Annotated in this window: 19 protein-coding genes; 8 read left to right on the forward strand and 11 right to left on the reverse strand. The window is 52.0% G+C overall.

The features are described from left to right. Positions 1–4 precede the first annotated feature (4 nt). From GKC68_RS00645 to GKC68_RS00670, 6 genes are all read left to right on the forward strand, one after another. Positions 5–1,342 (forward strand): PTS transporter subunit EIIC, encoded by a 1,338-nt coding sequence (locus GKC68_RS00645; protein WP_089528845.1) that lies wholly within the window; start codon positions 5–7, stop codon positions 1,340–1,342. Between the two features lie 12 nt (positions 1,343–1,354). After that, positions 1,355–2,737 carry a glycoside hydrolase family 1 protein gene (locus tag GKC68_RS00650; RefSeq protein WP_047714844.1) on the forward strand — a complete coding sequence of 461 codons (1,383 nt, stop codon included), beginning with the start codon at positions 1,355–1,357 and terminating at the stop codon, positions 2,735–2,737. A gap of 11 nt (positions 2,738–2,748) precedes the next feature. Further along, positions 2,749–3,051 carry a PTS lactose/cellobiose transporter subunit IIA gene (locus tag GKC68_RS00655; RefSeq protein WP_028725361.1) on the forward strand — a complete coding sequence of 101 codons (303 nt, stop codon included), beginning with the start codon at positions 2,749–2,751 and terminating at the stop codon, positions 3,049–3,051. A 180-nt stretch (positions 3,052–3,231) separates the two neighbouring features. Continuing rightward, positions 3,232–4,611 (forward strand): carbohydrate porin, encoded by a 1,380-nt coding sequence (locus GKC68_RS00660; protein ID WP_206116040.1) that lies wholly within the window; start codon positions 3,232–3,234, stop codon positions 4,609–4,611. Between the two features lie 499 nt (positions 4,612–5,110). Next, complete coding sequence (locus GKC68_RS00665; protein ID WP_342656508.1) at positions 5,111–6,412, forward strand: MFS transporter; 1,302 nt, start codon at positions 5,111–5,113, stop codon at positions 6,410–6,412. Positions 6,413–6,427: 15 nt separating this feature from the next. Continuing rightward, positions 6,428–7,234 (forward strand): substrate-binding domain-containing protein, encoded by an 807-nt coding sequence (locus GKC68_RS00670; protein ID WP_028725358.1) that lies wholly within the window; start codon positions 6,428–6,430, stop codon positions 7,232–7,234. Here the strand turns inward: GKC68_RS00670 and GKC68_RS00675 are convergent. The 4 genes from GKC68_RS00675 to GKC68_RS00690 form a co-directional block, all read right to left on the reverse strand. Next, a complete protein-coding gene (locus tag GKC68_RS00675) occupies positions 7,209–8,108 on the reverse strand; it encodes a LysR family transcriptional regulator (protein WP_058707076.1) in 900 nt (299 codons plus the stop codon). The two genes, GKC68_RS00670 and GKC68_RS00675, sit on opposite strands and share 26 nt — an antisense overlap. A gap of 165 nt (positions 8,109–8,273) precedes the next feature. Then, positions 8,274–9,596, reverse strand: coding sequence for a PAS domain-containing methyl-accepting chemotaxis protein (locus GKC68_RS00680; RefSeq protein WP_028725356.1), 1,323 nt, complete (start codon positions 9,594–9,596; stop codon positions 8,274–8,276). A gap of 306 nt (positions 9,597–9,902) precedes the next feature. Continuing rightward, positions 9,903–10,118, reverse strand: coding sequence for a YdgH/BhsA/McbA-like domain containing protein (locus GKC68_RS00685; RefSeq protein ID WP_013023962.1), 216 nt, complete (start codon positions 10,116–10,118; stop codon positions 9,903–9,905). A gap of 336 nt (positions 10,119–10,454) precedes the next feature. Further along, on the reverse strand, positions 10,455–10,643 hold the full coding sequence (locus tag GKC68_RS00690; RefSeq protein WP_014332946.1) for a YjfB family protein: 189 nt from the start codon (positions 10,641–10,643) through the stop codon (positions 10,455–10,457). A 640-nt stretch (positions 10,644–11,283) separates the two neighbouring features. Between GKC68_RS00690 and GKC68_RS00695 the strand changes: the two genes are divergently transcribed. Both GKC68_RS00695 and GKC68_RS00700 read left to right on the forward strand, forming a co-directional pair. Beyond that, complete coding sequence (locus GKC68_RS00695) at positions 11,284–12,270, forward strand: iron-containing redox enzyme family protein (protein WP_089528848.1); 987 nt, start codon at positions 11,284–11,286, stop codon at positions 12,268–12,270. Positions 12,271–12,314: 44 nt separating this feature from the next. Beyond that, on the forward strand, positions 12,315–13,490 hold the full coding sequence (locus GKC68_RS00700; protein WP_033778194.1) for an MFS transporter: 1,176 nt from the start codon (positions 12,315–12,317) through the stop codon (positions 13,488–13,490). A 140-nt stretch (positions 13,491–13,630) separates the two neighbouring features. Here GKC68_RS00700 and GKC68_RS00705 read toward each other — a convergent pair whose 3' ends face one another. The 7 genes from GKC68_RS00705 to GKC68_RS00735 all read right to left on the reverse strand — a co-directional run bounded on the left by GKC68_RS00705 (position 13,631) and on the right by GKC68_RS00735 (position 21,113). Then, entirely contained in the window at positions 13,631–14,092 is a 462-nt protein-coding gene (locus GKC68_RS00705; protein WP_047713547.1) for an OsmC family protein, read from the reverse strand. A gap of 31 nt (positions 14,093–14,123) precedes the next feature. Next, positions 14,124–15,020 (reverse strand): MurR/RpiR family transcriptional regulator, encoded by an 897-nt coding sequence (locus tag GKC68_RS00710; protein ID WP_047713548.1) that lies wholly within the window; start codon positions 15,018–15,020, stop codon positions 14,124–14,126. A 69-nt stretch (positions 15,021–15,089) separates the two neighbouring features. Further along, positions 15,090–16,133 (reverse strand): ABC transporter permease, encoded by a 1,044-nt coding sequence (locus GKC68_RS00715; protein ID WP_047713549.1) that lies wholly within the window; start codon positions 16,131–16,133, stop codon positions 15,090–15,092. Further along, positions 16,130–17,131 carry an ABC transporter permease gene (locus tag GKC68_RS00720; protein WP_342656509.1) on the reverse strand — a complete coding sequence of 334 codons (1,002 nt, stop codon included), beginning with the start codon at positions 17,129–17,131 and terminating at the stop codon, positions 16,130–16,132. Before GKC68_RS00720 ends, GKC68_RS00715 begins: the two co-directional genes overlap by 4 nt. Then, positions 17,124–18,608, reverse strand: a complete 1,485-nt coding sequence (locus GKC68_RS00725; protein WP_028725348.1) for a sugar ABC transporter ATP-binding protein — start codon at positions 18,606–18,608, stop codon at positions 17,124–17,126. Before GKC68_RS00725 ends, GKC68_RS00720 begins: the two co-directional genes overlap by 8 nt. 83 nt (positions 18,609–18,691) lie before the next feature. Then, positions 18,692–19,702 (reverse strand): autoinducer 2 ABC transporter substrate-binding protein, encoded by a 1,011-nt coding sequence (locus tag GKC68_RS00730; protein ID WP_064365711.1) that lies wholly within the window; start codon positions 19,700–19,702, stop codon positions 18,692–18,694. Positions 19,703–20,015: 313 nt separating this feature from the next. Beyond that, a complete protein-coding gene (locus GKC68_RS00735) occupies positions 20,016–21,113 on the reverse strand; it encodes an aldose 1-epimerase family protein (protein ID WP_028725346.1) in 1,098 nt (365 codons plus the stop codon). Between the last annotated feature and the right edge of the window lie 200 nt (positions 21,114–21,313).

Below are 21,313 nucleotides of genomic sequence, written 5' to 3' on the forward strand. Positions count from 1 at the left end.
CATTATGAGTTCGTTATATCAGTCGATGGTGACGGTAATAGAACAGTCCATTACGCCACTCGCCGGAAAGTTAGGTCAGCAAAAGTATGTGATAGCGATTCGTGACGGCTTTACGGCGGCGCTACCGTTTATGATTATTGGATCGTTTATGTTGGTATTTATCTTCCCGCCGTTTTCAGCGGATACCACCAACAGCGTTGCCCGTGCCTGGCTGGACTTTTCCATCATTTATCGCCAACAGCTGATGCTGCCGTTTAATCTCAGCATGGGCGTTATGACCTTTTTTATCTCGGTCGGGATTGGCGCCAGCCTGGGCCGCCAGTTCAATCTGGACCCCATCATGTCGGGTTTGCTGGCATTTATGGCGTTTTTACTGGTGGCCGCGCCTTATGCGGATGAAAAAATCTCTACCCAGTATCTTTCCGGTCAGGGAATTTTTACTGCCTTGATTACCGCCATTTACGCCACCCGGGTTTATGCGTGGCTAAAACAAAATAATGTCACTATCCGCCTGCCGAAAGAAGTGCCCACCGGCGTGGCACGCTCCTTCGAGATTCTGATCCCGGTACTGGTGATTATCGCAACGTTACATCCGCTCAACCTGTTTATCGAAGCGCAAACCGGCATGATTATGCCCCAGGCGATCATGCATTTGCTGGAGCCGCTGGTTTCGGCTTCGGACTCTTTGCCCGCCATTTTGCTTTCCGTCCTGCTGTGTCAGATTTTCTGGTTTGCCGGTATTCATGGTGCACTGATCGTCACCGGCATTATGAATCCCTTCTGGATGGCTAACCTCTCTGCTAACCAGGCCGCCCTGGCGGCGGGAGCCGCTCTGCCGCATGTCTATCTACAGGGTTTCTGGGATCACTACCTGCTGATTGGCGGTGTGGGCTCCACCTTACCGCTGGCCTTCTTACTGCTGCGTAGCCGGGTGCTACATTTACGCACCATTGGCAAAATGGGCGTGGTGCCCAGCTTTTTTAATATCAATGAGCCCATCCTGTTTGGTGCGCCGGTCATCATGAACCCGCTGCTGTTTATCCCCTTCGTCTGCGTTCCAATGATTAATGCCGTGCTGGCTTATACCGCCACGAAACTCGGCTGGATCGCCCAGGTGGTTTCGCTTACGCCATGGACCACGCCCGCCCCGATCGGTGCCTCTTGGGCCGCTAACTGGGCGCTAAGCCCGCTGGTGATGTGCCTGATTTGTATGCTGATGTCGGCGTTGATGTACTTACCCTTCCTGCGTGCCTATGAACGCAGCCTGATTAAAGCAGAAGAGAAAAAAATCAAGGATGCGCCTCCTGCAGGCCAACCCGTGCCCGGTCATCCACAGGCTTAAGGAGCCCATAAAATGAACTTTCGTTTTCCTGAAAATTTCTGGTGGGGCAGCGCCAGCTCGGCGTTACAAGCCGAAGGGGACAGCCTGAATGGCGGTAAAAGCCCTACCACCTGGGATCGCTGGTTTGCGCAACAGCCTCACCGTTTCCATCAAGGTATTGGCCCACAAGACACCTCTGGCTTTTATCAGCACTGGCAGCGCGATATCGCATTACTAAAGCAGTTAGGACACAACAGCTTTCGCACGTCGCTGAGCTGGGCGCGCCTGATGCCAGACGGCACTGACGCCGTGAATCCTGACGCCGTGGCTTTTTATAACAAGGTCATCGATGCATTACTGGCGCAGGGCATTACACCCTTTATCACCCTGTTTCATTTCGATATGCCTTTGGCTATGCAGGACAAAGGCGGCTGGGAGAACCGTGAGGTTGTGGAGGCGTTTGGCCGCTATGCCCAGCGCTGTTTCGCGCTGTTCGGCCATAAGGTAAAACACTGGTTTACCTTCAATGAACCGATTGTGCCGGTCGAAGGTGGCTATCTGTACGATTTTCATTATCCCAACGTCGTGGACTTCAGACGAGCGGCTAACGTGGCCTTGCACACACTCCTGGCACACGCGCTGGCAGTACGAGCCTGGCGTAACGGCGGCTACGACGGTGACATTGGTGTGGTGCTGAACCTCACGCCGTCCTATCCACGATCGGCGAATCCGGCCGATGTGCAAGCCGCACATCATGCTGACCTGTTGTTTAACCGCAGCTTTCTGGATCCGGTTCTGAAGGGAGAATATCCCGTGGATCTGCTGAGCTTACTGAGTCAGTACCACCAGCTTCCGCGCTGCCAGCCTGGCGACGCTGCGTTGATTGCCGACGGCATTATCGACCTTCTGGGCGTGAACTATTATCAGCCGCGCCGGGTGAAGTGTCGGGACAGCGCCGTCAATGCTGAAGCGCCCTTTATGCCGGAGTGGTTATTCGACCCCTATGAAATGCCAGGCCGTCAGATGAATCCGTATCGTGGGTGGGAAATTTACGCGCCCGGTATTTACGATATTCTGACTAACCTGCGAATTAATTATGGAAACCCGCGCTGTTTTATTTCTGAAAATGGTATGGGCGTTGAGAATGAACAGCGATTTATTCAGAACGGTGAAGTTCTGGATGATTATCGTATTGAATTTGTTTCCGAACATCTTAAATGGCTGCATAAAGGGATTCGCGAAGGCTGTCATTGCCTGGGTTATCATATGTGGACATTTATTGATAACTGGTCATGGCTAAACGGTTATAAAAATCGTTACGGTTTTGTGCAGTTAGATTTAGCCACACAAAAACGTACGATTAAAAAGAGTGGCAAATGGTTTGCTGAGGTTGCCGAAAATAACGGTTTTAATTGAGAGCAACGATCATGATTGAACTTGAAGACGCGGTAATGACGATTATTGTCAATGCCGGGCATGCCCGCAGCCTGTGCTTTGAAGCCCTTCAGGCAGCGCGAAAGGGTGACGTTGATGAGGCCAAAGCCCGGCTGAAGGAGGCCGACGACTATTCCCGCACCGCGCATCACATGCAAACCCGATTAATTGAGCAGGACGCGGGTGAAGCCCGCCAGCCAATGACATTAATTATGGTCCATGCTCAGGATCATTTAATGACCTCAATGCTGGCACGTGAACTGGCAGAAGAAATTGTTTATCTCTACCAGCGTTAATAAAAAAACATGACAGGAGATCGGCTGAAAAAAAACCTCTGGAAATAACATAATATAAAAATCAACTTGCCCTGGTCATCAATAAACCCGCGCAGGATGGTTATTGTCTGATCATTAACACACGTCGTTATTCGGGTTGAACATCATCAACCCGAATGACGCTGTGCAAACGAGATAGCCATGAATATTATTCGAAAACTTCCCTTACCTCTGGCGGTGATAGCCGCGCTGTGCCCTGCCGTTGTCGCTGCACAGGAGTTTACGCAGGAACAGATCGACGCCATCGTCGCCAAAGCCGTTGATAAAGCCCTGGCCGAACATCAGGCGAAAATGGATGCGGCCGTAGCGAAAAAAACGGACGTGGTGACCGACCCGCAAAGCCCGGCCCAGACACCGGATAGGGCAATCCCCTTTGGCGTCACGTTCAGCGGCTATGCGCGCTACGGTGCGCATTATCAAAGCGGCGATCAGAAATATGTCGCCGTGGACGGTTCTTATAACGGTGCCTCCGGCATTGGCCGTCTGGGCAATGAAGGCAACGGTGGCGAATTCCAGCTCTCCAAGGCGTTTAAAAGCCAAAGTGGGGCTGTCTGGGATGTCAATGTGATGATCGATCACTGGGGCGACGAGGTGAATCTGAAAAAGGCCTATGCCGGCGTGACGAATGTGCTGGCATCAAATCCTGATGCCTACCTCTGGGCCGGACGGGACTTTCATCAGCGCCCGCAGCAGAACATCAATGATTATTTCTGGATGAACCATGATGGCCAGGGCGCGGGCGTGAAGAACTTCGATGTGGGCGGGATAAAATTTGACGTGGCCGCCGTCGCTGCCGTGGAATCCTGTAGCCCTGAAGTGCTCAGCGATGAGTCTAATCCCTCGCGCATCACCTGTACGGGAGGTTCAGGTACCGGGGATAAAGGCAACTACGCTGCCACCTCTAAAATTCACGGCATCAAGCTGGGCGCACTCGATCTGGAGCTGTACGCCAATTACGGTTTCGACTCTAAAGCCGTAGACAGTGAGGATCGCCTGAAAGCCTGGCAGGGGGCGTTTGTACTGAGCCACACTAACGACCATGGCGTGAATAAAGTGATTGCCCGCTATTCTGACAATTCGGATAACAGCGTTTACAGCAAAACCGAGGGCCTCAGCACTGTGTATACCAGCTTTGAGGGTAAACATCTGTTTAGCCCGCAGGCGCAGGTCGAGTATTTGTTGGGTTATCACGACTACGATAACAGTCGGCTGAAAAGCGATAACCGGAAGAACTACGCCGCAATTGTCCGCCCAATGTATTTCTGGAATGACGTCCATTCCACCTGGCTGGAAGCCGGTTATCAGCGCGTTAACTACGATGAAGGCGGCAGTAACCATGGCTGGAAGCTGACTCTGTCGCAAAATATCGCCATTGCCATGGGGCCGGAGTTTCGTCCTATGCTGCGCTTCTATGTCACCGGGGGCAAAGTGGACAATGCGCGCACCGCTCGCGTGAACGGCTGGGAGAACGAAATACTGGACGACTTTAATCTGGGCGCGATGTGGGAAGCCTGGTTTTAGGCACCCGTGATCTCATCCTGCGACGACAGACGCGCATTCTGTCTGCAACGACGATAACCCATTGCCGATCGGAGGTTCCTGTACAGGGCCGATCGGCATTGGCGCCTTGCAAACGGCATGGTGTCCTCCCCTGTGGTCTGGCGGTCTCAGTCAAGGGCGGGAGATCAGGTTCACAGGCTACGAGTTTACTCCCTGCCAGGCCAGCGCCTGGTACGCCCGATAAAACCTGACAATCGCGTTACGCTGCACGCTCGCCGTCAAAGACCCGTATGAACCTTGTCACAAAACACGCATTCCGTTTTTCCGTGTTTAGCGGTGACCGTCTATTCCGCTATGTTGTTAAGGGCTTGTTACACATAGCCTCAGGTAATGGCTAAGCGTTATTGATGCGCATTACGCATTAGTCGATGAGATTATTGCGCTTATTTACTTTATTTTCCTGATCCAGTCTTCAGCAACAGACGCGGCAAAAAGCGTCAATGATAAACTGGAGATACCGATGCATTCCTCGACTTCACCTATGACCACCCGCGCCCGAACCGGCGCCATATTACGTGTTACCTCAGGCAACTTTCTGGAGCAATTCGACTTTTTCCTGTTCGGCTTTTATGCCACCTATATTGCTCACACCTTCTTTCCTGCGAGCAGTGAATTTGCCTCGCTAATGATGACCTTTGCCGTGTTCGGCGCGGGCTTCCTGATGCGCCCCATTGGTGCTGTGGTGCTGGGCGCATACATTGATAAGGTCGGCCGACGTAAAGGTCTGATTGTTACCCTGTCAATTATGGCGGCGGGCACCTTCCTGATCGTCCTGATTCCGTCTTACCAAAGCATTGGGCTTTGGGCACCGATGCTGGTGTTAACCGGCCGCCTGTTACAAGGTTTCTCTGCCGGAGCCGAACTGGGCGGCGTTTCCGTTTATCTGGCTGAGATCGCCACGCCGGGCCGTAAAGGCTTTTACACCAGCTGGCAGTCCGGTAGCCAGCAGGTTGCCATTATGGTTGCCGCCGCGATGGGCTTTGCCCTGAATGCCGTGCTGGAAGAGAGCGCAATTCGTGAGTGGGGCTGGCGCATTCCGTTCCTGTTTGGCTGCATGATTGTGCCTTTCATTTTCTTTCTGCGCCGCAAGCTCGAAGAAACCCAGGAATTTAACGCCCGTCGTCATCACCTGGCGATGCGCGACGTGTTTAAAACCCTTCTGGCCAACTGGCAGGTTGTGCTTGCCGGCATGCTGATGGTGGCGATGACCACCACCGCGTTCTATCTGATCACCGTTTATGCACCGACTTTCGGCAAGAAAGTGCTGATGCTCAGCGCCTCGGACAGCCTGCTGGTTACGCTGCTGGTCGCCATTTCTAACTTTTTGTGGCTGCCGGTTGGCGGGGCGCTGTCTGACCGTTTTGGACGTAAACCCGTCCTGGTCAGCATGACGCTGATCGCGCTGGCGACCGCTTACCCTGCCCTGACGATGCTGGCTGCTGCCCCCAGCTTCTCCATGATGCTCACTGTCCTGCTGTGGCTGTCATTTATTTATGGCCTGTACAACGGCGCGATGATTCCGGCACTTACCGAGATCATGCCAGCGGAGGTGCGAGTCGCAGGCTTTTCACTGGCTTACAGCCTCGCGACCGCCATCTTTGGCGGATTCACGCCGGTGATTTCAACAGCGTTAATTGAGTACACCGGCGATAAAGCCTCTCCGGGTTACTGGATGAGCTTCGCTGCCGTCTGCGCCTTACTGGCAACGCTGTACCTGTACCGTCGCAGCACGATCAATCTGCAAACCGCCGTTAAACATTAAGTCAGGGCTTACATAATGAAAATAATTTACCGTTCACTCCTTGCCACGTTGGTTCTTTCATCGGTCAGCACCGCGGTGCTGGCAAAAGATGTGACCGTGATGATTTCTGGCGGCTTCAAAGCCGCGCTGGAAAAACTGACGCCTCAGTTTGAAGCGAAAAGTGGCGATAAAATTATTCTGGTGTCCGGGCCTTCCATGGGCAAAACCCCGCAGGCGATCCCTAACCGACTGGCGCGCGGGGAAAAAGCCGACGTAGTGATTATGGTGGGCGATGCGCTCAGTCAGCTGGAAAAAGACCGGTGGATCAAACCAGGTTCACGCGTTGAGCTGGCCGACTCGCCGATCGGCATTGTGGTGAAGAAGGGAGATGCCAAACCCGATATCAAAACGGATGACGCACTGCGTAAAACCCTGCTGAATGCTAAATCCATTGCCTATTCCGACAGCGCCAGCGGTCAATACGTTAGCCATCAGTTGTTTAAAAAGTTAGGCATTGAAGACAGGGTTAAAGGCAAAGCCCACGAGGTGGAGCGCATTCCGGTGGCGTCTGAAGTGGCAAAAGGCCACTATGCGCTGGGCTTCCAGCAGGTGAGTGAACTCCTGCCGGTGCCGGGCGTGACCTTTGTAGGCGAACTGCCTGACGACGTGCAGTATATCACCCGATTTGCCGGCGCCGTGCCAGCCAAAGCTGAGCATCCAGAGGAAGGCAAAGCGCTACTTGATTTCCTGGCGTCAGCCCCGGCTCAGGAAGTGGTCCATGCCACGGGCCTGCACTCGGTCAAAGCGCAGCAGCCTGCTAAGCAGAGTGATACCGTTCAGTAATTAGCTTTTCCAGTTCAGCGGCAATGTAGGACTGAATGCGTCCGCTGCGCCTGATCAGGCCGACGGTGCGTTTTACTACCGGATCGGTTAGCGGCAGATGAACCAGCACCGAATGACCTGATGACGGCATCGACATCGCGGGAACGGCAGCAATGCCGATTCCCGCTTCAACCATGCCTAACATGGTGGTGACATGCCGGGTTTCGCAGATACTCGGACGCGCAGGCACGACATGGCCCAGCGCGGAATCAAGTAGGTTACGATTGCCTGAGGTTTTATCCAGCCCCACGTAATCCTGCTGATAAAACTCTTCCCACGTCAGACTTTTACGGCTGGCAAGAGGATGATCGTGCCGACAGGCAACCACGTAAACATCCTCAACCAGCGGTAAAAATTCGGTGTCAGGCGGCGGATTACCCGAGAAGCAAATGCCAAAATCTGCCTGACCGCTGGTGACGGCCTCTATGACGTTACCTGCGCTACTGTCAATAATTTTGACACGCACTCTGGGATAGCGGGCCTGAAAGCGGCGGATCACATCCGGCATAAAGTAATAGGCAGCAGACGGCACAGTGGCCACCGTCACCAGGCCCGTTCTGTCCTGACTGACTTTACTGATATCCGCCATAACTTCTTCAAAGTTGCTCAGAAGCTGCTCTGAACGTGCGGCAAACGTCTGACCATAAAGTGTCAGCGTGACCCGGCGAGTGGTTCTGTCAAACAGCCTGATGCCCAGTGCCGTTTCCAGCTTCTCGATCCTTCGGCTCAGCGCCGACTGAGACAGGCAGATGGATTCCGCTGCAATACGGAAATTGCCATATTCAACCAATGCGCGAAACGCATAGAGATCGTTAAGATCGAAATTAACGGGCATAGCGGCTGACGTTCCTTTCAACGAGGGAGAAGCAAAGACAGAGGGAACTCATAGTGCCTTATCGAATGGCAGCAAACAAAGTGAAATGTTGACGGGACGGGTAACAGAAAACGGCAGGCCAAAAGGAGATCGCCCGTGCAAACAGGCGATCCGACATAATAAAAACTACGCGAAACGCGGTGACGCTGAACGAGACACGTTTCTGACCGCTTCCTCGGCACGCGCTGAATTACTCTGAATGCTGGCTATCACCTCTCCGGCCTGGCGCATCAAATTAACGCCGCGAGCCGTGTTTTTCAGGTTATTTTCGATATCTTCCAGCACCTTTTTTGCCAGCTGATTATTGCTGGACACCACGCGCCCTATCTCTTCGGTCGCTTCATTAATTCGGGCCGCCAGGGTCCGGACTTCAGCTGCCACAATGGCGAAACTGCGTCCGGACGTGCCGGCCCTGGCCGCCTCAATTGCCGCATTCAGGGCGATGAAACGCGTCTGCTCGGCAATGTTGCGAATGGTATGTACCATATCAGCAATACGATCCGACTGTCCGTTTAAACCAAAGACATCTGCGGATACGCTGTTCATCTCTTTCGCAATTTCGGCCATCGTTCTGACGCTGTCTTCAATCACATCCGCGCCCGTTATCGAGCTTTCGCGGGTTTGCTGCGCCATCTTCCACGCGTGTTGAGCCGCATCATTTTCCTGCTGGTTCTGCAATACCTGCTCGGTGACGTCACTGGCGAATTTGACAATCTTGTACATCCGCCCCTCTGCATCAAAAACCGGATTATAGGTTGCGCGCAGCCAGATAGTTTCGCCATTACGATTGAGCCGCGGATACTGCCCAGAGAAAAATTCCCCCTGATTCAGACGCTGCCAAAACTGCTGATATTCCTGGCTGTTACGCAGCTCCTCAGAGCAGAACATCCGGTGATGCCTGCCCAGTACCTCGTCTGCCTTGTAGCCCGTTGCTTTGAGGAAGTTTTCATTTACCTCCAGCACTTCACCGGCTTTATTAAACGCGATGACCGCCATTGAACGGCTGATGGCCTGAACCAGCGCATCCTGCTGCTGTGCCTCACTGATGCGCTCGGAGATATCTGCCGCCAGCTTAATCACCTTGATGACGCGGCCATGTTTGTCTTTTACTGGCACATAGCTGGCTTCCAGCCAGACCGGATGACTGTCTTTGCCCAGGCGCAGGTATTTACCACTAAAGCTCTTGCCGCTGGCAAGGCGCAGCCAGAACTGGCGGTACTCGGCTGAGTTCACCATTGATGGCGGGCAAAACATACTGTGGTGACGACCCACAATCTCTTTCGCGTCGTAACCCATCTTGCTGAGAAACAGGGCATTTGCGCGAAGAATGATGCCATCTGGGGTGAATTCGATGATCGGAACCGCATCGTCCAGTGCTCTGAGCGAATCGGCGGCGTGTTTATGCTGGTGTTTAGGAAAAACAGAAAAAAGTTTTTTTAATATTGTCATTTTTATACTGCCATATTGAGTGGTCTGGATGAGTTATCGGCAGGATAAAGAACGGGCTTGAGACAATGGCGAATAAACAAGCAACAGATTGTGACAAGGTTAATAACTTCGATACAGGGCTGAATACCGGACACAGCGCTGCCTGATGACCGCCTTAAAAGGGGAAAACTGTCATTGTGCTGAGAAACAGGTGCACTTCAGGTCAATCGCGCTATCGGCGAAAGCAGAGATTCTCGTCGTCCGTGAAAAAGGCCCAAAAAAAAGCTGCCATCAGGCAGCTCTTTCGCTTTTCTCAACATAACGCTGTTATTTATACAGCTCAGCCGTCATGTGAACACGATCGTTGGTATTGGCTTCGATGATTTTATACTGTGCGCCCTGCTGCTCAGCCTGGGCAGCAATTTTCGCTTCGGTGCCATCGAGCGTTGAACCGGTGGCGGTAACAGTTTGCGCAAAAGCGGAAGCTGACATCAGTGAGAGCGCAGCAACGGCGGCAAGTGAAAGTGTTTTCATGGTTTTCATAATCCTGTTCCTTATCTTGTAAGCGGGAAAGCGGTTTGCTTTCGATGGAGACAATGATAACCATAGTTATTAATACAAAGTTAACAATAAGTGCCGTTATTGTGATCATGCTACCTATCGCACTGATAGCGCTTTGCTGCTTTTAGTTCTGCCGGATTGACTGAAGAACATGGGTAATGGTTGCCGTAAAACAGGTTTTAGAAAGCGGATGAGGGATGAGTTGCTTGTCATGCAGGCGTTTGAGAAGGCGGTTAGCCGTGCGCATTCATCGCAAAACAATTGATTGCGTGGTGCATTTAAAACGGGCGACACAACAAAAGCCGCCCGGGGGATCCGTCAGGCGGTGGTGTTAATATTGCGCCCTACCGCCGGGTTAGCAGGAAGCGCGGTGACACCTTCAACCAGTGTCGTGATGGTATCTGCCTGTTGGTTGAGGGTTTTCTTTAACAGCGTCGCATTGGCTTCACCACGTGCCTGCCATTGTTCCAACCCTGCAGACAGCGTTGTGAGTTGCTGAATATCCATGCCGTTGCTCCTTATGTTGACTGAGCCCCGAATGGGGGTCACATACTACCGGCGACGGATTTCGCCAGTTGCGCATAAAGTATCGGCAATGATGAGATAAACTTGAGGATGGTCGGTGTTTTTTTAAGCACAGCCTCTGGATGCCGACAGAACAGGGGTTCCACTAACCCTTAGCCGGAAATGATGCATGTCGTCAACTCTCGTCTCGTTTCATCCCACGATCATGTCTTCCCGACCGCGCCCCGCGTCGAGTTAAGAATCCCTGACGGCCTTGCCTGTTTTCAATCCCGTCCCGGCAGCATCGCCTCCACCAAAAGTCTCTCTTATTCCTACGCGACATGATGTGCAGAATGACTGCGATCCAACAGTCATGATCCCGTACAAATGAGAAGCACGTCTAATATTTATAACGAAAAAACGCACATCATCTTTACCAAAACATCAGTTTATGTAAACAATTTGAGCGCCTGTTATCAGGCTTACCGATTCTAAACAGAGGAACCAACCATGAAACTGAAAAAAGTTAGCAAGAAATCCACGAAAAAACTGGGCGGCGCTACCTGCGGCTAACCCATGCATATCAAAATCGGGGCCGGTCGTTTGCACTGGCCCTGCTGTCCGCGTTGAAGGAAAAAATGCCATGCAAAAAAATTATCAAACCACACCCAAATTTGTTCATAACCTTTGGACCACGAACGAAGATGGTGAGCACTACCTGCGCTTCACGGGTGGGCTATACGAAGTGGAACAAGGGGATGCGCAAGATTTTTATAAAATACGTGGTTACTGCACCGGCCATAACAGCATCGCTGACATTGCTAAAAAAACCAACGTTCCCGCTCAGCGCATTGAGGAGATGGTGACTTCTCTTGGCGATATTGGGATGCTCAGAAACGAAGAAACACCGCACAATGAAGACATCCTTGAAAAAACTCTTCAGGCATGTGAAATGTGGGCCGAGCAGGTTGAAGAAACGCATCTGTTCAATAAATTTCTCTATGGTGATACGCACCGTAACGTTCTGACAGGCTTCTTCATAGAAACCTGGCACTACATCAACGCCTTTCCGGACATCATTGACGTCGCGATTAAGAGTACAGACAACCCTGAGCTTCAGTCGGTACTGACAACCTATAAGCAACAGGAAACTGGCCACGAATCATTCATATTAGAAACTTTAACCAAATTGGGTATGAAGCAGGTAGAAATTGAAAATGCCATTCCGCTCGTTTCAACACTGAATTTGATTAATATGATGAAGGCGCTGTTCAGAACACATCCCCCGACGGTCTTTCTGATTGCAAAAGTGATTGAGTCTCACGATTTTGACGAGGCTGAGGTGAAAAATGCCATTCAGGACATCAATAGCCATTACAATCTTCAGCCTGGAACTCTTGAACCTTTCTTCAAACACTCTCAAATTGATTATGAATTAGGCCATTCACGTCTTCTGGATGATCATCTGCATCTTGTTACCCTGGCTGACATGGAAGAAACGTCCTTCATCCTGAATGCTATACATGATATTAAGCATGCCATCGATCTTCAGTGCCTTGAAATTGAGGAGTATTACTCGAAAGAAGGTAACTATATTCCTCGGCAGCGGGTCGACTACTTCGGGATTTAACTATGTTTCCTGTCCTGCTCTCGGCGCTTACGTCAGGTGTTTCAATGGCAGTGTTTTTTACTGCCATCGCCTGGTTTATTGAAAGTACATTCGGGTCGAGTTTGCTGGTCTCCACGGTCTTGTCATCAGGCTACATCATCACGTTCTTTGCTCTGCCCTTCATTGGACACATAACGGATAAAACGACATGTAAGCGGATGCTGACGATTATGTATGTCCTGGGCGCCATCAACGCTCTGGCCTTTTTTTTAATCAACCCTGGCGAGCGCAATGCCCTACTTTCATTCACGGTCATTTTGTTATCCACATCCGTATTTACGTTGATTCGCGCCTCCGATCAGGTCATTCGCGCCACCTATATGAAAAAGGTGTTGCCTGAACAAAAGCTTTACCATGCGAATCGATTGTTAGAAATGGTCAGGCAGGGAATAACCTTTCTTTCAGGGGGCGTCGCGTTTTTTATCCTTCAGGACAAATCTATTCACAACGTATGCTTGGTTATGCTTCTCTGCTTCACGCTGTCATTACTGATTAACGTTTTTATTCCGGTGGATAATGCCAGCGACGCTGAACCTGAAAGCCGCAGCCGTAAAACGTTAAGAGGTGGCATATATGTTAAAGGTTATGATTTCTTTCTGGGGGAGCAAAAACGCGTTGTAGAACTGCTTTCTTTGTTTCCCTATATCTGTGTGGTGTTTCTAAATGCCTTATATCCTGCGCTGTTTACACAGATCGGTGCCCCAGTGAGCGCATACGCGATTCTGGTGGTTCCTTACGGGCTGGGCGCAATTGCGGGTAGCATGTTAAATTCTCAGCGCTATCTGCCGACCCTGAAATCTGTATATCTGCTTTTTGGCATGGTGTTTACCCTGGGTTTACTGCTTCCTTTACTCTTTAAAACCCTCAGCGCCGTATATGCATGCCTTTTCCTTATCGCCTTCTGCCATTGTCACATCAGGGTAAGACGAAACACACTGATCATGACCCAGTCAGACAGCCAGGCGCTGGCTCGTATCCTCTCTTTTAACGAGATTATATTTATCTGCCTCTCAACGGCGTTAGGCCTGGGATTGAGCCTTATGGCCGATCGACTGGGATTCTGGCTGGCCTGGGAAAGTGTTATTGGCCTTAACATCGTGGTTCTGATGCTGATTACAGCGGTACGTCAGATTCCGACACCAACGATCGCTGTGGGCAATGCAACAGAAAATGGGCGCTAAAGGAAAACGGATATCGGTGCTGAAGCCTGATCACAATAAGGCGTTGAGCGCCAATCGACTACTCTGGCATGGCGCGCGACCCTGGCTGATAAAACGTTGAATTAACGTGTGTGTTTTAACTGAGACCTTGTTCTGTATCCTTAAACAAACATCGGTTCAAAACTCACCGGAAAATTCAGCGAATTTGCGATAAAACAGGCTTCGTGGGCGTGATGATGCAGTGCTTCGGCTCGGGCTACATCATCTTTATTACGCAGTGCCACTCTGGGTTTCAGCGTGATGCGGGTAAAATGGCCACGATCTCCTTCGACCATGGTGCCTTCGGCTGAATCCTCATAAGCGTCAATAATAACGCCGGCATCGGCACAAAGATGCAGATACCACAGCTTATGGCAGGCCGAAACTGACGCCAGCAAGAGCTCCTCTGGATTCCAGCGTGCGGCATCACCACGAAATGCCGGATCGGCACTGAGTGCGACCGTGGCTTTACCTTCACCGGTCAGCTCGCCGTTTCGGTCATACGCCGTGTAAGACTGCGTCCCGGTGCCGCGATTCCCCGTCCAGCGTACGTTGACCTGATAGTGATGCGCCCGTGATGCCATTCGAGGCTCCTGTGAAAAGTGGTTATCGCTATTAGCGTTTATGGGCAACGGCCAGCATCGTGCGGCCCAGTTGGCGTTCGGCCTGGGCATAGTCACGCTGCGCGACGACAACGAACAGCGCGTCCAGGATATTTAACTGTGCGATGCGCGCCGCCGCGTTTTCACCGGTCAGCGGCGAGCCCTGAGCCGTTGAGCAGATAACGGTATCGGCAAGGTTAGCCAGTGGTGAACCAATGGAATTGGTAATGGCAATGACCGGGACGCCTTGCAGCTGCGCGGCCTTCACCGCTTCGATAATGTCTTTAGTGCGGCCGGAATGTGAAATGGCGACAACCACATCCTGTTCGTTCAGTAACGCAGCCGACATCAACATCATATGCGGATCGTCGTAGGCGGCCGACCGCGTGCCGATGCGCAAAAACTTATGCACCGCATCCCGCGCGATTTGCGCCGAGCCACCGAAGCCGTAGAAGTCTCGCTGGCGGGCGTTTGCCAGCAGATCTGCGGCTTTTTCAAAGGCCGCCATATCCAGGATAGCCAGTGTTTCTTCAATAGCCTGAACAGAGGTGCGAAAGACCTTACTGACGATCTCACGCGTGGTATCGCTGGGAGAAAGCTCCTGGTGCATTTCGGTGATGGGCAGGCGGTTATACAGGGCTGCTTTTATGCGTAACTCTTTGAACCCCTTGAAACCCAACTTCTTTGCTGTCTTCACCACCATCGCCTCTGACATTTCGCAACGGCTGGCAATGGCTTTAATAGAGACATTCTCATCAAAATCGTTTGATAACACGGCGTGAACCAACCGGGCTTCAAGAGACGTCAATGAGGCAATCATTAGTCGTAACCGGGGACCTATAGCACTGACATCATCAGCTCGATTACTCATGACATACCTTGTTGGATGATTATTTTTTAAATCTATCATGTCATGAGGTCCGATAGCCACGCCGCCCCATGGTCGGCATGGCGATGCATCAACAAGGGTTTACAAAACTTACGCCTTTCGCGTGACAGCAGGCGCTTTATTGCGGAGCTTGCGCCGCTCAGAGAGCCACTCTTTAAGCACAACACCGCCCGATGCCACTATCAAAATCGCGCCCCACAACGCGAGCGTGATGAACTGGCTAAGATCGAGCAGAATCGAGGCGGTAGACACCAACTGCAGAATCAGCAGCGACAGAATCACGCCGCTGACCCGGCCAAATCCACCCAGTGGATCGATCCCGCCCAGTACCGCAGCCAGAATAGCGACCAGCAGGTAGCTTTCACCGTAGGCCGCATTCGCCGAATCGAAACGCGCCATCATGATAATGCCCGCGATACCGGCAAATAAGCCCGAGATCAGATAAACCCATACCAGGCTTTTGCGCGTGTTAATGCCGGAATAATGGGCCGCTCTTTCATTGGAGCCGATCATGGCAATCGATTTGCCCAGTGGGGTTTTATTGACGAAAATGCTTAACGGAATAATCGCCAGTGCAAAAATGATGAGCGCAAAGGGGATGCCAAACACCGTACCGTTGCCGATAAACACAATCGGCGCCGGAAAGCCGGAAATCACATCGCCATGGCTGAATCCAATGGCAATGCCCTTCACCGCCGTCATCGTGCCCAGCGTCGCCAGCATCGGCGGCACGCGCAGGTAGGCCACCAGCACGCCATTAAGTAAACCCACCAGGGCTGACAACACCAGGCCCAGCAGCAGTGCGCCAATTTGTAGCAGATCCCCTGATGTCCCCTGCATTTCAGGCATGAAGGTGGTCAAGGTGTAGGCGACCGTTAACGCGCACAAGTTGGCGGTGGCGATGATCGAAAGATCGATACCGCCGGAAAGCATAGGAATCATCATGGCGAGCGCAAGAAATCCCAGTTCCGGCAGCTGGAAGCCCATCGATCGCAAACCTGCCGCCGCAAACAGTTTGTCGCCTTCAAGTAGCCCAAGACCGATCACCATAACTATCAGAATAAACAGCAGCCGGACGTTGGTGGTTCCCAGCCGTTTTTCCACCTGCTCCAACACGTTGCCAGTCTGCTTCATGATACTGCTCCTTCATCGACGAGCTTGTTCTGTTTGCGGGTTTCTCTGGCCATCATGATCATAGCGGCGATGATCACCAGGCCGGTGCTGAACAACGACCAGTAAGATGAAACACCCAGCAGGATCAGGCCATTCTGCATCACGGCAATCAGCACCACGCCCAGTACGGTGCCCAGAACGGTTCCCTTACCGCCGGTCAGGCTGGCACCGCCGATAACCACCGCCGCCACCACGTCCAGTTCCCTGCCAACCAGTGCCGTCGGGGAAACCGACTGGGCAAGTTGTGCCTGAACCAGCGACGCCAGACCGGCCAGCGCCCCCATATAGCCATAAACCAGCATATTCAGTTTGAACACGTTGAAGCCCACGCGTTGCGCAGCATCCGGGTTACCACCGGTGGCATAGATTTGTCGACCGGTGTTACTTCGGTTGAGCAGCAGCCACGTCAACACAAACGCCAGAATCAGAGCGATAATCTGGAAGTTCAGCGCATAGGTCGCCCCTTGCGCATCGGTATAGAACACCAGTTCAAACCCGGCGTTAAACCAGTCCGGCAGCATGAAAATGTCCTGGCCGCTGGTCACCGTCAGCAGAATGCCGAAGAAAACGTTTAGCGTTGCAATGGTGATAATCAGCGCGGAGGTCCGCAGCACGTTAACCAGCACGCCATTGATAAAACCCAGTACGATGCCCAGACCGATAGCAATGGCAAAAATGCCCACCCAGCCCAGCCCCATTTTGTTCGCTAAGGTCAGGGCGACATACTGGGTAATGGAAGCGGTGGCCGCAAAAGAGAGATCGATGCCGCCGGTAATAATCACCACCAGCAGGCCCGCAGCCATGATGCCAATGAAGGCTGTTGCGCCTGAAACGTCCAGGAGGTTTTGTAAGGTTGCGAACTCCGTGGTGAATACGGTCAGGAACACAATCATCAGGGTCATTACCGCCAGCAGGCGGCATTCGTGGGTGTGAATAAAACGCGGGAGGAAATCACGCATTTACTGCCTCCTTTAATTCTTCTTCGCTGCAGCGGCCAGGGAAGTATTCCCCATTAAGCCTGCCGCCGCGCATCACTAACACCCGATCGCTGTGATAATAAATCTCGGGAATCTCATCGGAAATCATGATGATGGCAATACCGCTGGCGGCGAGTTTCCGCACGATGGCGTAAATACCGTCTTTGGCATGAATGTCGACGCCCACGGTGGGGCTGTCCAGGATCAGCAGTTTGGGTTGCGTCGCCAGCCATTTTGCCAGCACCACCCGCTGCTGGTTGCCGCCTGACAAGGTTTTGACTTTGTTGTCGGGATTACCGGCTTTAATAGTCAGGGAGGCAATCGCGTCGTTGACCGTTTGCTCATACAGGTCGTCACGAATGAGTCCGGCTTTGTTCACCAGCTTCTCTACTACAGAAAGCGTAATGTTAGCGCTAATGGACTGCTCCAGTACCAGGCCCAGTCCCAGACGATCTTCTGACAGATAGGCAATGCCGTGTTCAATAGCATCGCGGTTAGATCGCATTTTTACGACATGACCGTGGAGTTTTATTTCGCCCTGATGTGGGCGCGTCAGACCAAACAGGCTCAGCGCTAATTCGGTGCGTCCCGACCCCAACAGGCCGGTGAGACCGAGAATTTCGCCACGCCGGATATCAAACGAAATATCCCGATACTCACCTTTACGGGACAAGTTGCTGACTTCGAGCACCGTTTCGGTTTGCGGTCTGTCTTTGGCAACGGATTCATAATGGAACTCTTTACCCGTCATCAGCGTGGCCAGTTTACGGTCTGACATCTCGCGGGCATCAAAGGTGCCTAGCTTCACGCCATCGCGCATCACGGTCACGCGGTCAGCAATTTCCAGCACTTCATCCAGACGATGGCTGACAAACACAATCGTGATGCCGCGCTGTTTAAGCTGCAGCGTGAGCTTCAGTAAGGCGTCCACTTCATGGCGCGTCAGGGAGGATGTGGGTTCATCCATAATCACCAGCCGGGCATTCGCCGCCATCGCCCGGCAAATTGCCACCAGCTGACGCTGAGCAATAGAGATATCTGCCACTTTGTCATTCAGATCGAGCGAAACGCCAATGCGCGCAACCGCTTCGGCCGCTATCTCATAAATCTTTTTCCAGTTAACCCGTTTGAAGCGGCCGGTATGCTGACCGATGGCAATGTTCTCCGCCACGGTTAAATTAGGGAACAGAGACAGGTCCTGATAGATCACCTGCACGCCCAGACGAGTGCTTTCTACTGGCGTTAGCGGCGAAACCTCATTTCCGCTAATCGTAATACGGCCACCCGGCTCGGGCTGATGTACGCCAGACATCACTTTGATCAACGTCGACTTACCGCAGCCATTTTGTCCGCACAGACAATGTACCTCGCCCTCTTCAAGCGTGAGGCTGACATCTGAAAGTGCATGCACGCCGCCGAATATTTTCGATATGCCATCGAGTTGTAAAAATGCAGGCATAGCACTATCCCTTACCTAATCAGAATACGGGGAACTGGCCGGGTTCTGTTGAACCTGGCCAGCATCAGCATTGATGGTGAGAATTAAAGACCGAGTTTGACGAGATCGTTAATGTTGGCTTTGGTGATCTGAAGGATGCGGTCCACCATGATCACCTTGTTTTCGTTATCCACAGTAGCTTCCCCCAAACCCGGAATGGTCATGCCGGTTTTAAATTCCGCATTATCCAGCGCGAGGCGGGCCACATCCGTCATGGCCAGCCCGGCCTCTTTCGGACTCCACAGAAAACCTTCACGAATCACACCAGACATGATGTATGCCCGCGCCTGGGAGGGAATAGTGGTCCCCACCAGGGCGATTTTTTTCTCCAGATGACGTTTTTTCAGCACGTTACCTGCACCGATCGGGCCGTTCGAGCCCATCGACATAATGCCCGTCACGTTCGGATGGGCTTTCAGGATATCCTGCGTAACCCGCTCGGATTCATCGATAAAGTCCGCGCCAGGAAAGCGGTCGGCGGCCAGTTTCATATTCGGGTAGTGCTCTTTTTGATAGGCGATAGCGGCATCGGCCCACTGATTGTGACCCGTGGTCGTCAACGTGCCGACCAGCACGACGTATTCCCCTTTTTCACCCATCTCGCGCGCCAGGGCTTTCATCTGTGCTTCGCCGTAAGCTTTCGCGCTCATGAGCTCTACATCCCAGGTTTTTCCTTCCTGGTTTGGACCTTCCTGAGTGATCACCATGATGCCCGCATCACGCGCACGCTTTACGACCTGCGCGGTGACTTTGGTATCCAGCGGAACCAAACCAATCACATCAACTTTTTTGGCAATCAAATCTTCAATCAGCTTCACCTGCTGCGCAGGATCGGCTCGCGTAGGTCCCACCATTGAGGTTTTAAGATTGTTTTTTTCACCGCCCTCTTTTAATCCCTGATTAAGGATATTAAACCAGGGCACACCGGCTTCTTTCACTACGGTCACCATGGTTTTGGTTTCGGAGGCCAGTGCGGACATGGGAAAGGCTAAACTTACTGAGACGGATAACAGCGTAGAGATGCTTAACAGTTTAATTATATTGCGGCGATTCATTTTGCTACCCCTGGTTATCATTAATATGATGAAATCTTCTCTTGTCAGAAATTGATATAAAACGTCCGCTGCCGGCAATGACGACAGCAGATAAATAATCAACCCTGAAAAGTGGGCATTCTTAGTAATAAGAAGAGAAAATAAACCGTTCTACCGGTTAAGGGTTTTTCTCGTTTTCCAAAACAAACCGCATAATTGTCCTGGCACACTCAAGAATTTACTTAAATGAATAAAAAAGTAAATTACCTGACACCGCTAAAGATTCCTTCTTTGATAAAGCTCACACATTTCATTAACAAAATCGCGGCAGCGATCAAACTGAATCGTGGATCAGGGCTTCTTCATGCTGGCTTTCCTGCGCGTTAAGGTAGCCGAGCGTGATGCTGAAGCAGGCCCGTTCCCCTCCGGCCAGTGACCGCACATTCCCGGCATGCTTTTCTGCCAGATAACCTTCAACGCCGCAGGTCGCCGGCATCGCGAAGGCGCACACCTTCTGCATGTTATTCGCCAGAATCCAGCGCGTCAGAAACGGGAAGTGTTCCGGGTTATAGTTCACCGTAAAGGCATCACCTTCCGGCCGCCTGAGCATGACATGGACCTGACCATCCTGGGCTTTACGCAGATTTTTGATATAGAAAACCAGTTCGGGATCGGGCTGCAACTCAGCGTTAAGCACTTCTGTGCTGGCGGGATCGTGCCTGAGCTGCACAAGCCTTGCCAGATAGGCATCATTCGCTTTCACGATGGCCGGTACTGACGAACGGATCACCGTGTCGGCTGCCGTAAAGGCCGCAGGCTGAATGATGCGAGCGCCTTCGACATAGGCAAAGTTAGCATGGCACATGTACATCAGATCCATGGGATTGAGCGACAGGTTCTCTACCGCCATGCACACCTCAAAGGTCGCGCTGTCCGGACGGATCACCACCCGCGGCCGGGCCAGATAATGGTCTCCAAATCCCATCAGGTATTCACGCTCACTCACCAGCGCCAGCCACGGCCCCTGCGCATCCTCGCCCGTTTCAATACGTGCCCGCTGCATAGGTGCAACAGGCATTTCACCGTGCAAAGCGTGCGTGTCTTCCGCTGTGGGGTTACCGTTGCGCAGCAGCCCTGAGTGATACATAAAGCAGCCGTAGGTGCCGACAATATCGCTGGCAGGGCGTGGCTCGGTAAAACGGCTTTGCATTGTCAGGTCAACGCCATCAAACATGGCCTGCCAGATCATCTGACCAAAATAAGGAAGCACCACCAGATGACCGCGAGCGTTTTTCAGCCGCACGGCTTCGATTCCTGATTCATAGGTAAATAACGTCGCGCTGCACCCCGCTGCCTTGACGATCTCTACGGGTTGAGTACGGAAAAATGCCTTCTGGAGCTCGAAGGTGGTCGGTAACAGTGTATGTTGCATAACTGGCCTCAAAATTTACTGATTATTATTTTTTAGTAAACATATCCATCTTGTGATCGCGCACAGTTTATTTCAATGGGGTTTTTTCTGTTTTCGGAATGTCAGCCACTGGAGAAGCCTTCCTGCGCCTTGAAAACAGAGGAAAAATGAATAAGGGTCGCAATGAATCTCAATACTATAATATTGAGATATTTATCACA

Origin of the sequence: Pantoea sp. RSPAM1, assembly GCF_038816185.1 — a bacterium.
In the GTDB taxonomy this organism is placed as follows: Bacteria; Pseudomonadota; Gammaproteobacteria; order Enterobacterales; family Enterobacteriaceae; genus Pantoea; species Pantoea ananatis.

Excerpts from the sequence above, each read along its gene's own strand:
- GKC68_RS00730 (WP_064365711.1), bottom strand. The coding sequence starts at position 19,702 with ATGAATCGCCGCAATATAATTAAACTGTTAAGCATCTCTACGCTGTTA.
- GKC68_RS00670 (WP_028725358.1), top strand. The coding sequence starts at position 6,428 with ATGAAAATAATTTACCGTTCACTCCTTGCCACGTTGGTTCTTTCATCG.
- GKC68_RS00655 (WP_028725361.1), top strand. The coding sequence starts at position 2,749 with ATGATTGAACTTGAAGACGCGGTAATGACGATTATTGTCAATGCCGGG.
- GKC68_RS00705 (WP_047713547.1), bottom strand. The coding sequence starts at position 14,092 with ATGGCATCACGGGCGCATCACTATCAGGTCAACGTACGCTGGACGGGG.
- GKC68_RS00685 (WP_013023962.1), bottom strand. The coding sequence starts at position 10,118 with ATGAAAACCATGAAAACACTTTCACTTGCCGCCGTTGCTGCGCTCTCA.
- GKC68_RS00715 (WP_047713549.1), bottom strand. The coding sequence starts at position 16,133 with ATGAAGCAGACTGGCAACGTGTTGGAGCAGGTGGAAAAACGGCTGGGA.
- GKC68_RS00675 (WP_058707076.1), bottom strand. The coding sequence starts at position 8,108 with ATGCCCGTTAATTTCGATCTTAACGATCTCTATGCGTTTCGCGCATTG.
- GKC68_RS00645 (WP_089528845.1), top strand. The coding sequence starts at position 5 with ATGAGTTCGTTATATCAGTCGATGGTGACGGTAATAGAACAGTCCATT.
- GKC68_RS00660 (WP_206116040.1), top strand. The coding sequence starts at position 3,232 with ATGAATATTATTCGAAAACTTCCCTTACCTCTGGCGGTGATAGCCGCG.
- GKC68_RS00695 (WP_089528848.1), top strand. The coding sequence starts at position 11,284 with ATGCAAAAAAATTATCAAACCACACCCAAATTTGTTCATAACCTTTGG.
- GKC68_RS00720 (WP_342656509.1), bottom strand. The coding sequence starts at position 17,131 with ATGCGTGATTTCCTCCCGCGTTTTATTCACACCCACGAATGCCGCCTG.
- GKC68_RS00700 (WP_033778194.1), top strand. The coding sequence starts at position 12,315 with ATGGCAGTGTTTTTTACTGCCATCGCCTGGTTTATTGAAAGTACATTC.
- GKC68_RS00690 (WP_014332946.1), bottom strand. The coding sequence starts at position 10,643 with ATGGATATTCAGCAACTCACAACGCTGTCTGCAGGGTTGGAACAATGG.
- GKC68_RS00665 (WP_342656508.1), top strand. The coding sequence starts at position 5,111 with ATGCATTCCTCGACTTCACCTATGACCACCCGCGCCCGAACCGGCGCC.
- GKC68_RS00680 (WP_028725356.1), bottom strand. The coding sequence starts at position 9,596 with ATGACAATATTAAAAAAACTTTTTTCTGTTTTTCCTAAACACCAGCAT.
- GKC68_RS00650 (WP_047714844.1), top strand. The coding sequence starts at position 1,355 with ATGAACTTTCGTTTTCCTGAAAATTTCTGGTGGGGCAGCGCCAGCTCG.
- GKC68_RS00735 (WP_028725346.1), bottom strand. The coding sequence starts at position 21,113 with ATGCAACATACACTGTTACCGACCACCTTCGAGCTCCAGAAGGCATTT.
- GKC68_RS00725 (WP_028725348.1), bottom strand. The coding sequence starts at position 18,608 with ATGCCTGCATTTTTACAACTCGATGGCATATCGAAAATATTCGGCGGC.
- GKC68_RS00710 (WP_047713548.1), bottom strand. The coding sequence starts at position 15,020 with ATGATAGATTTAAAAAATAATCATCCAACAAGGTATGTCATGAGTAAT.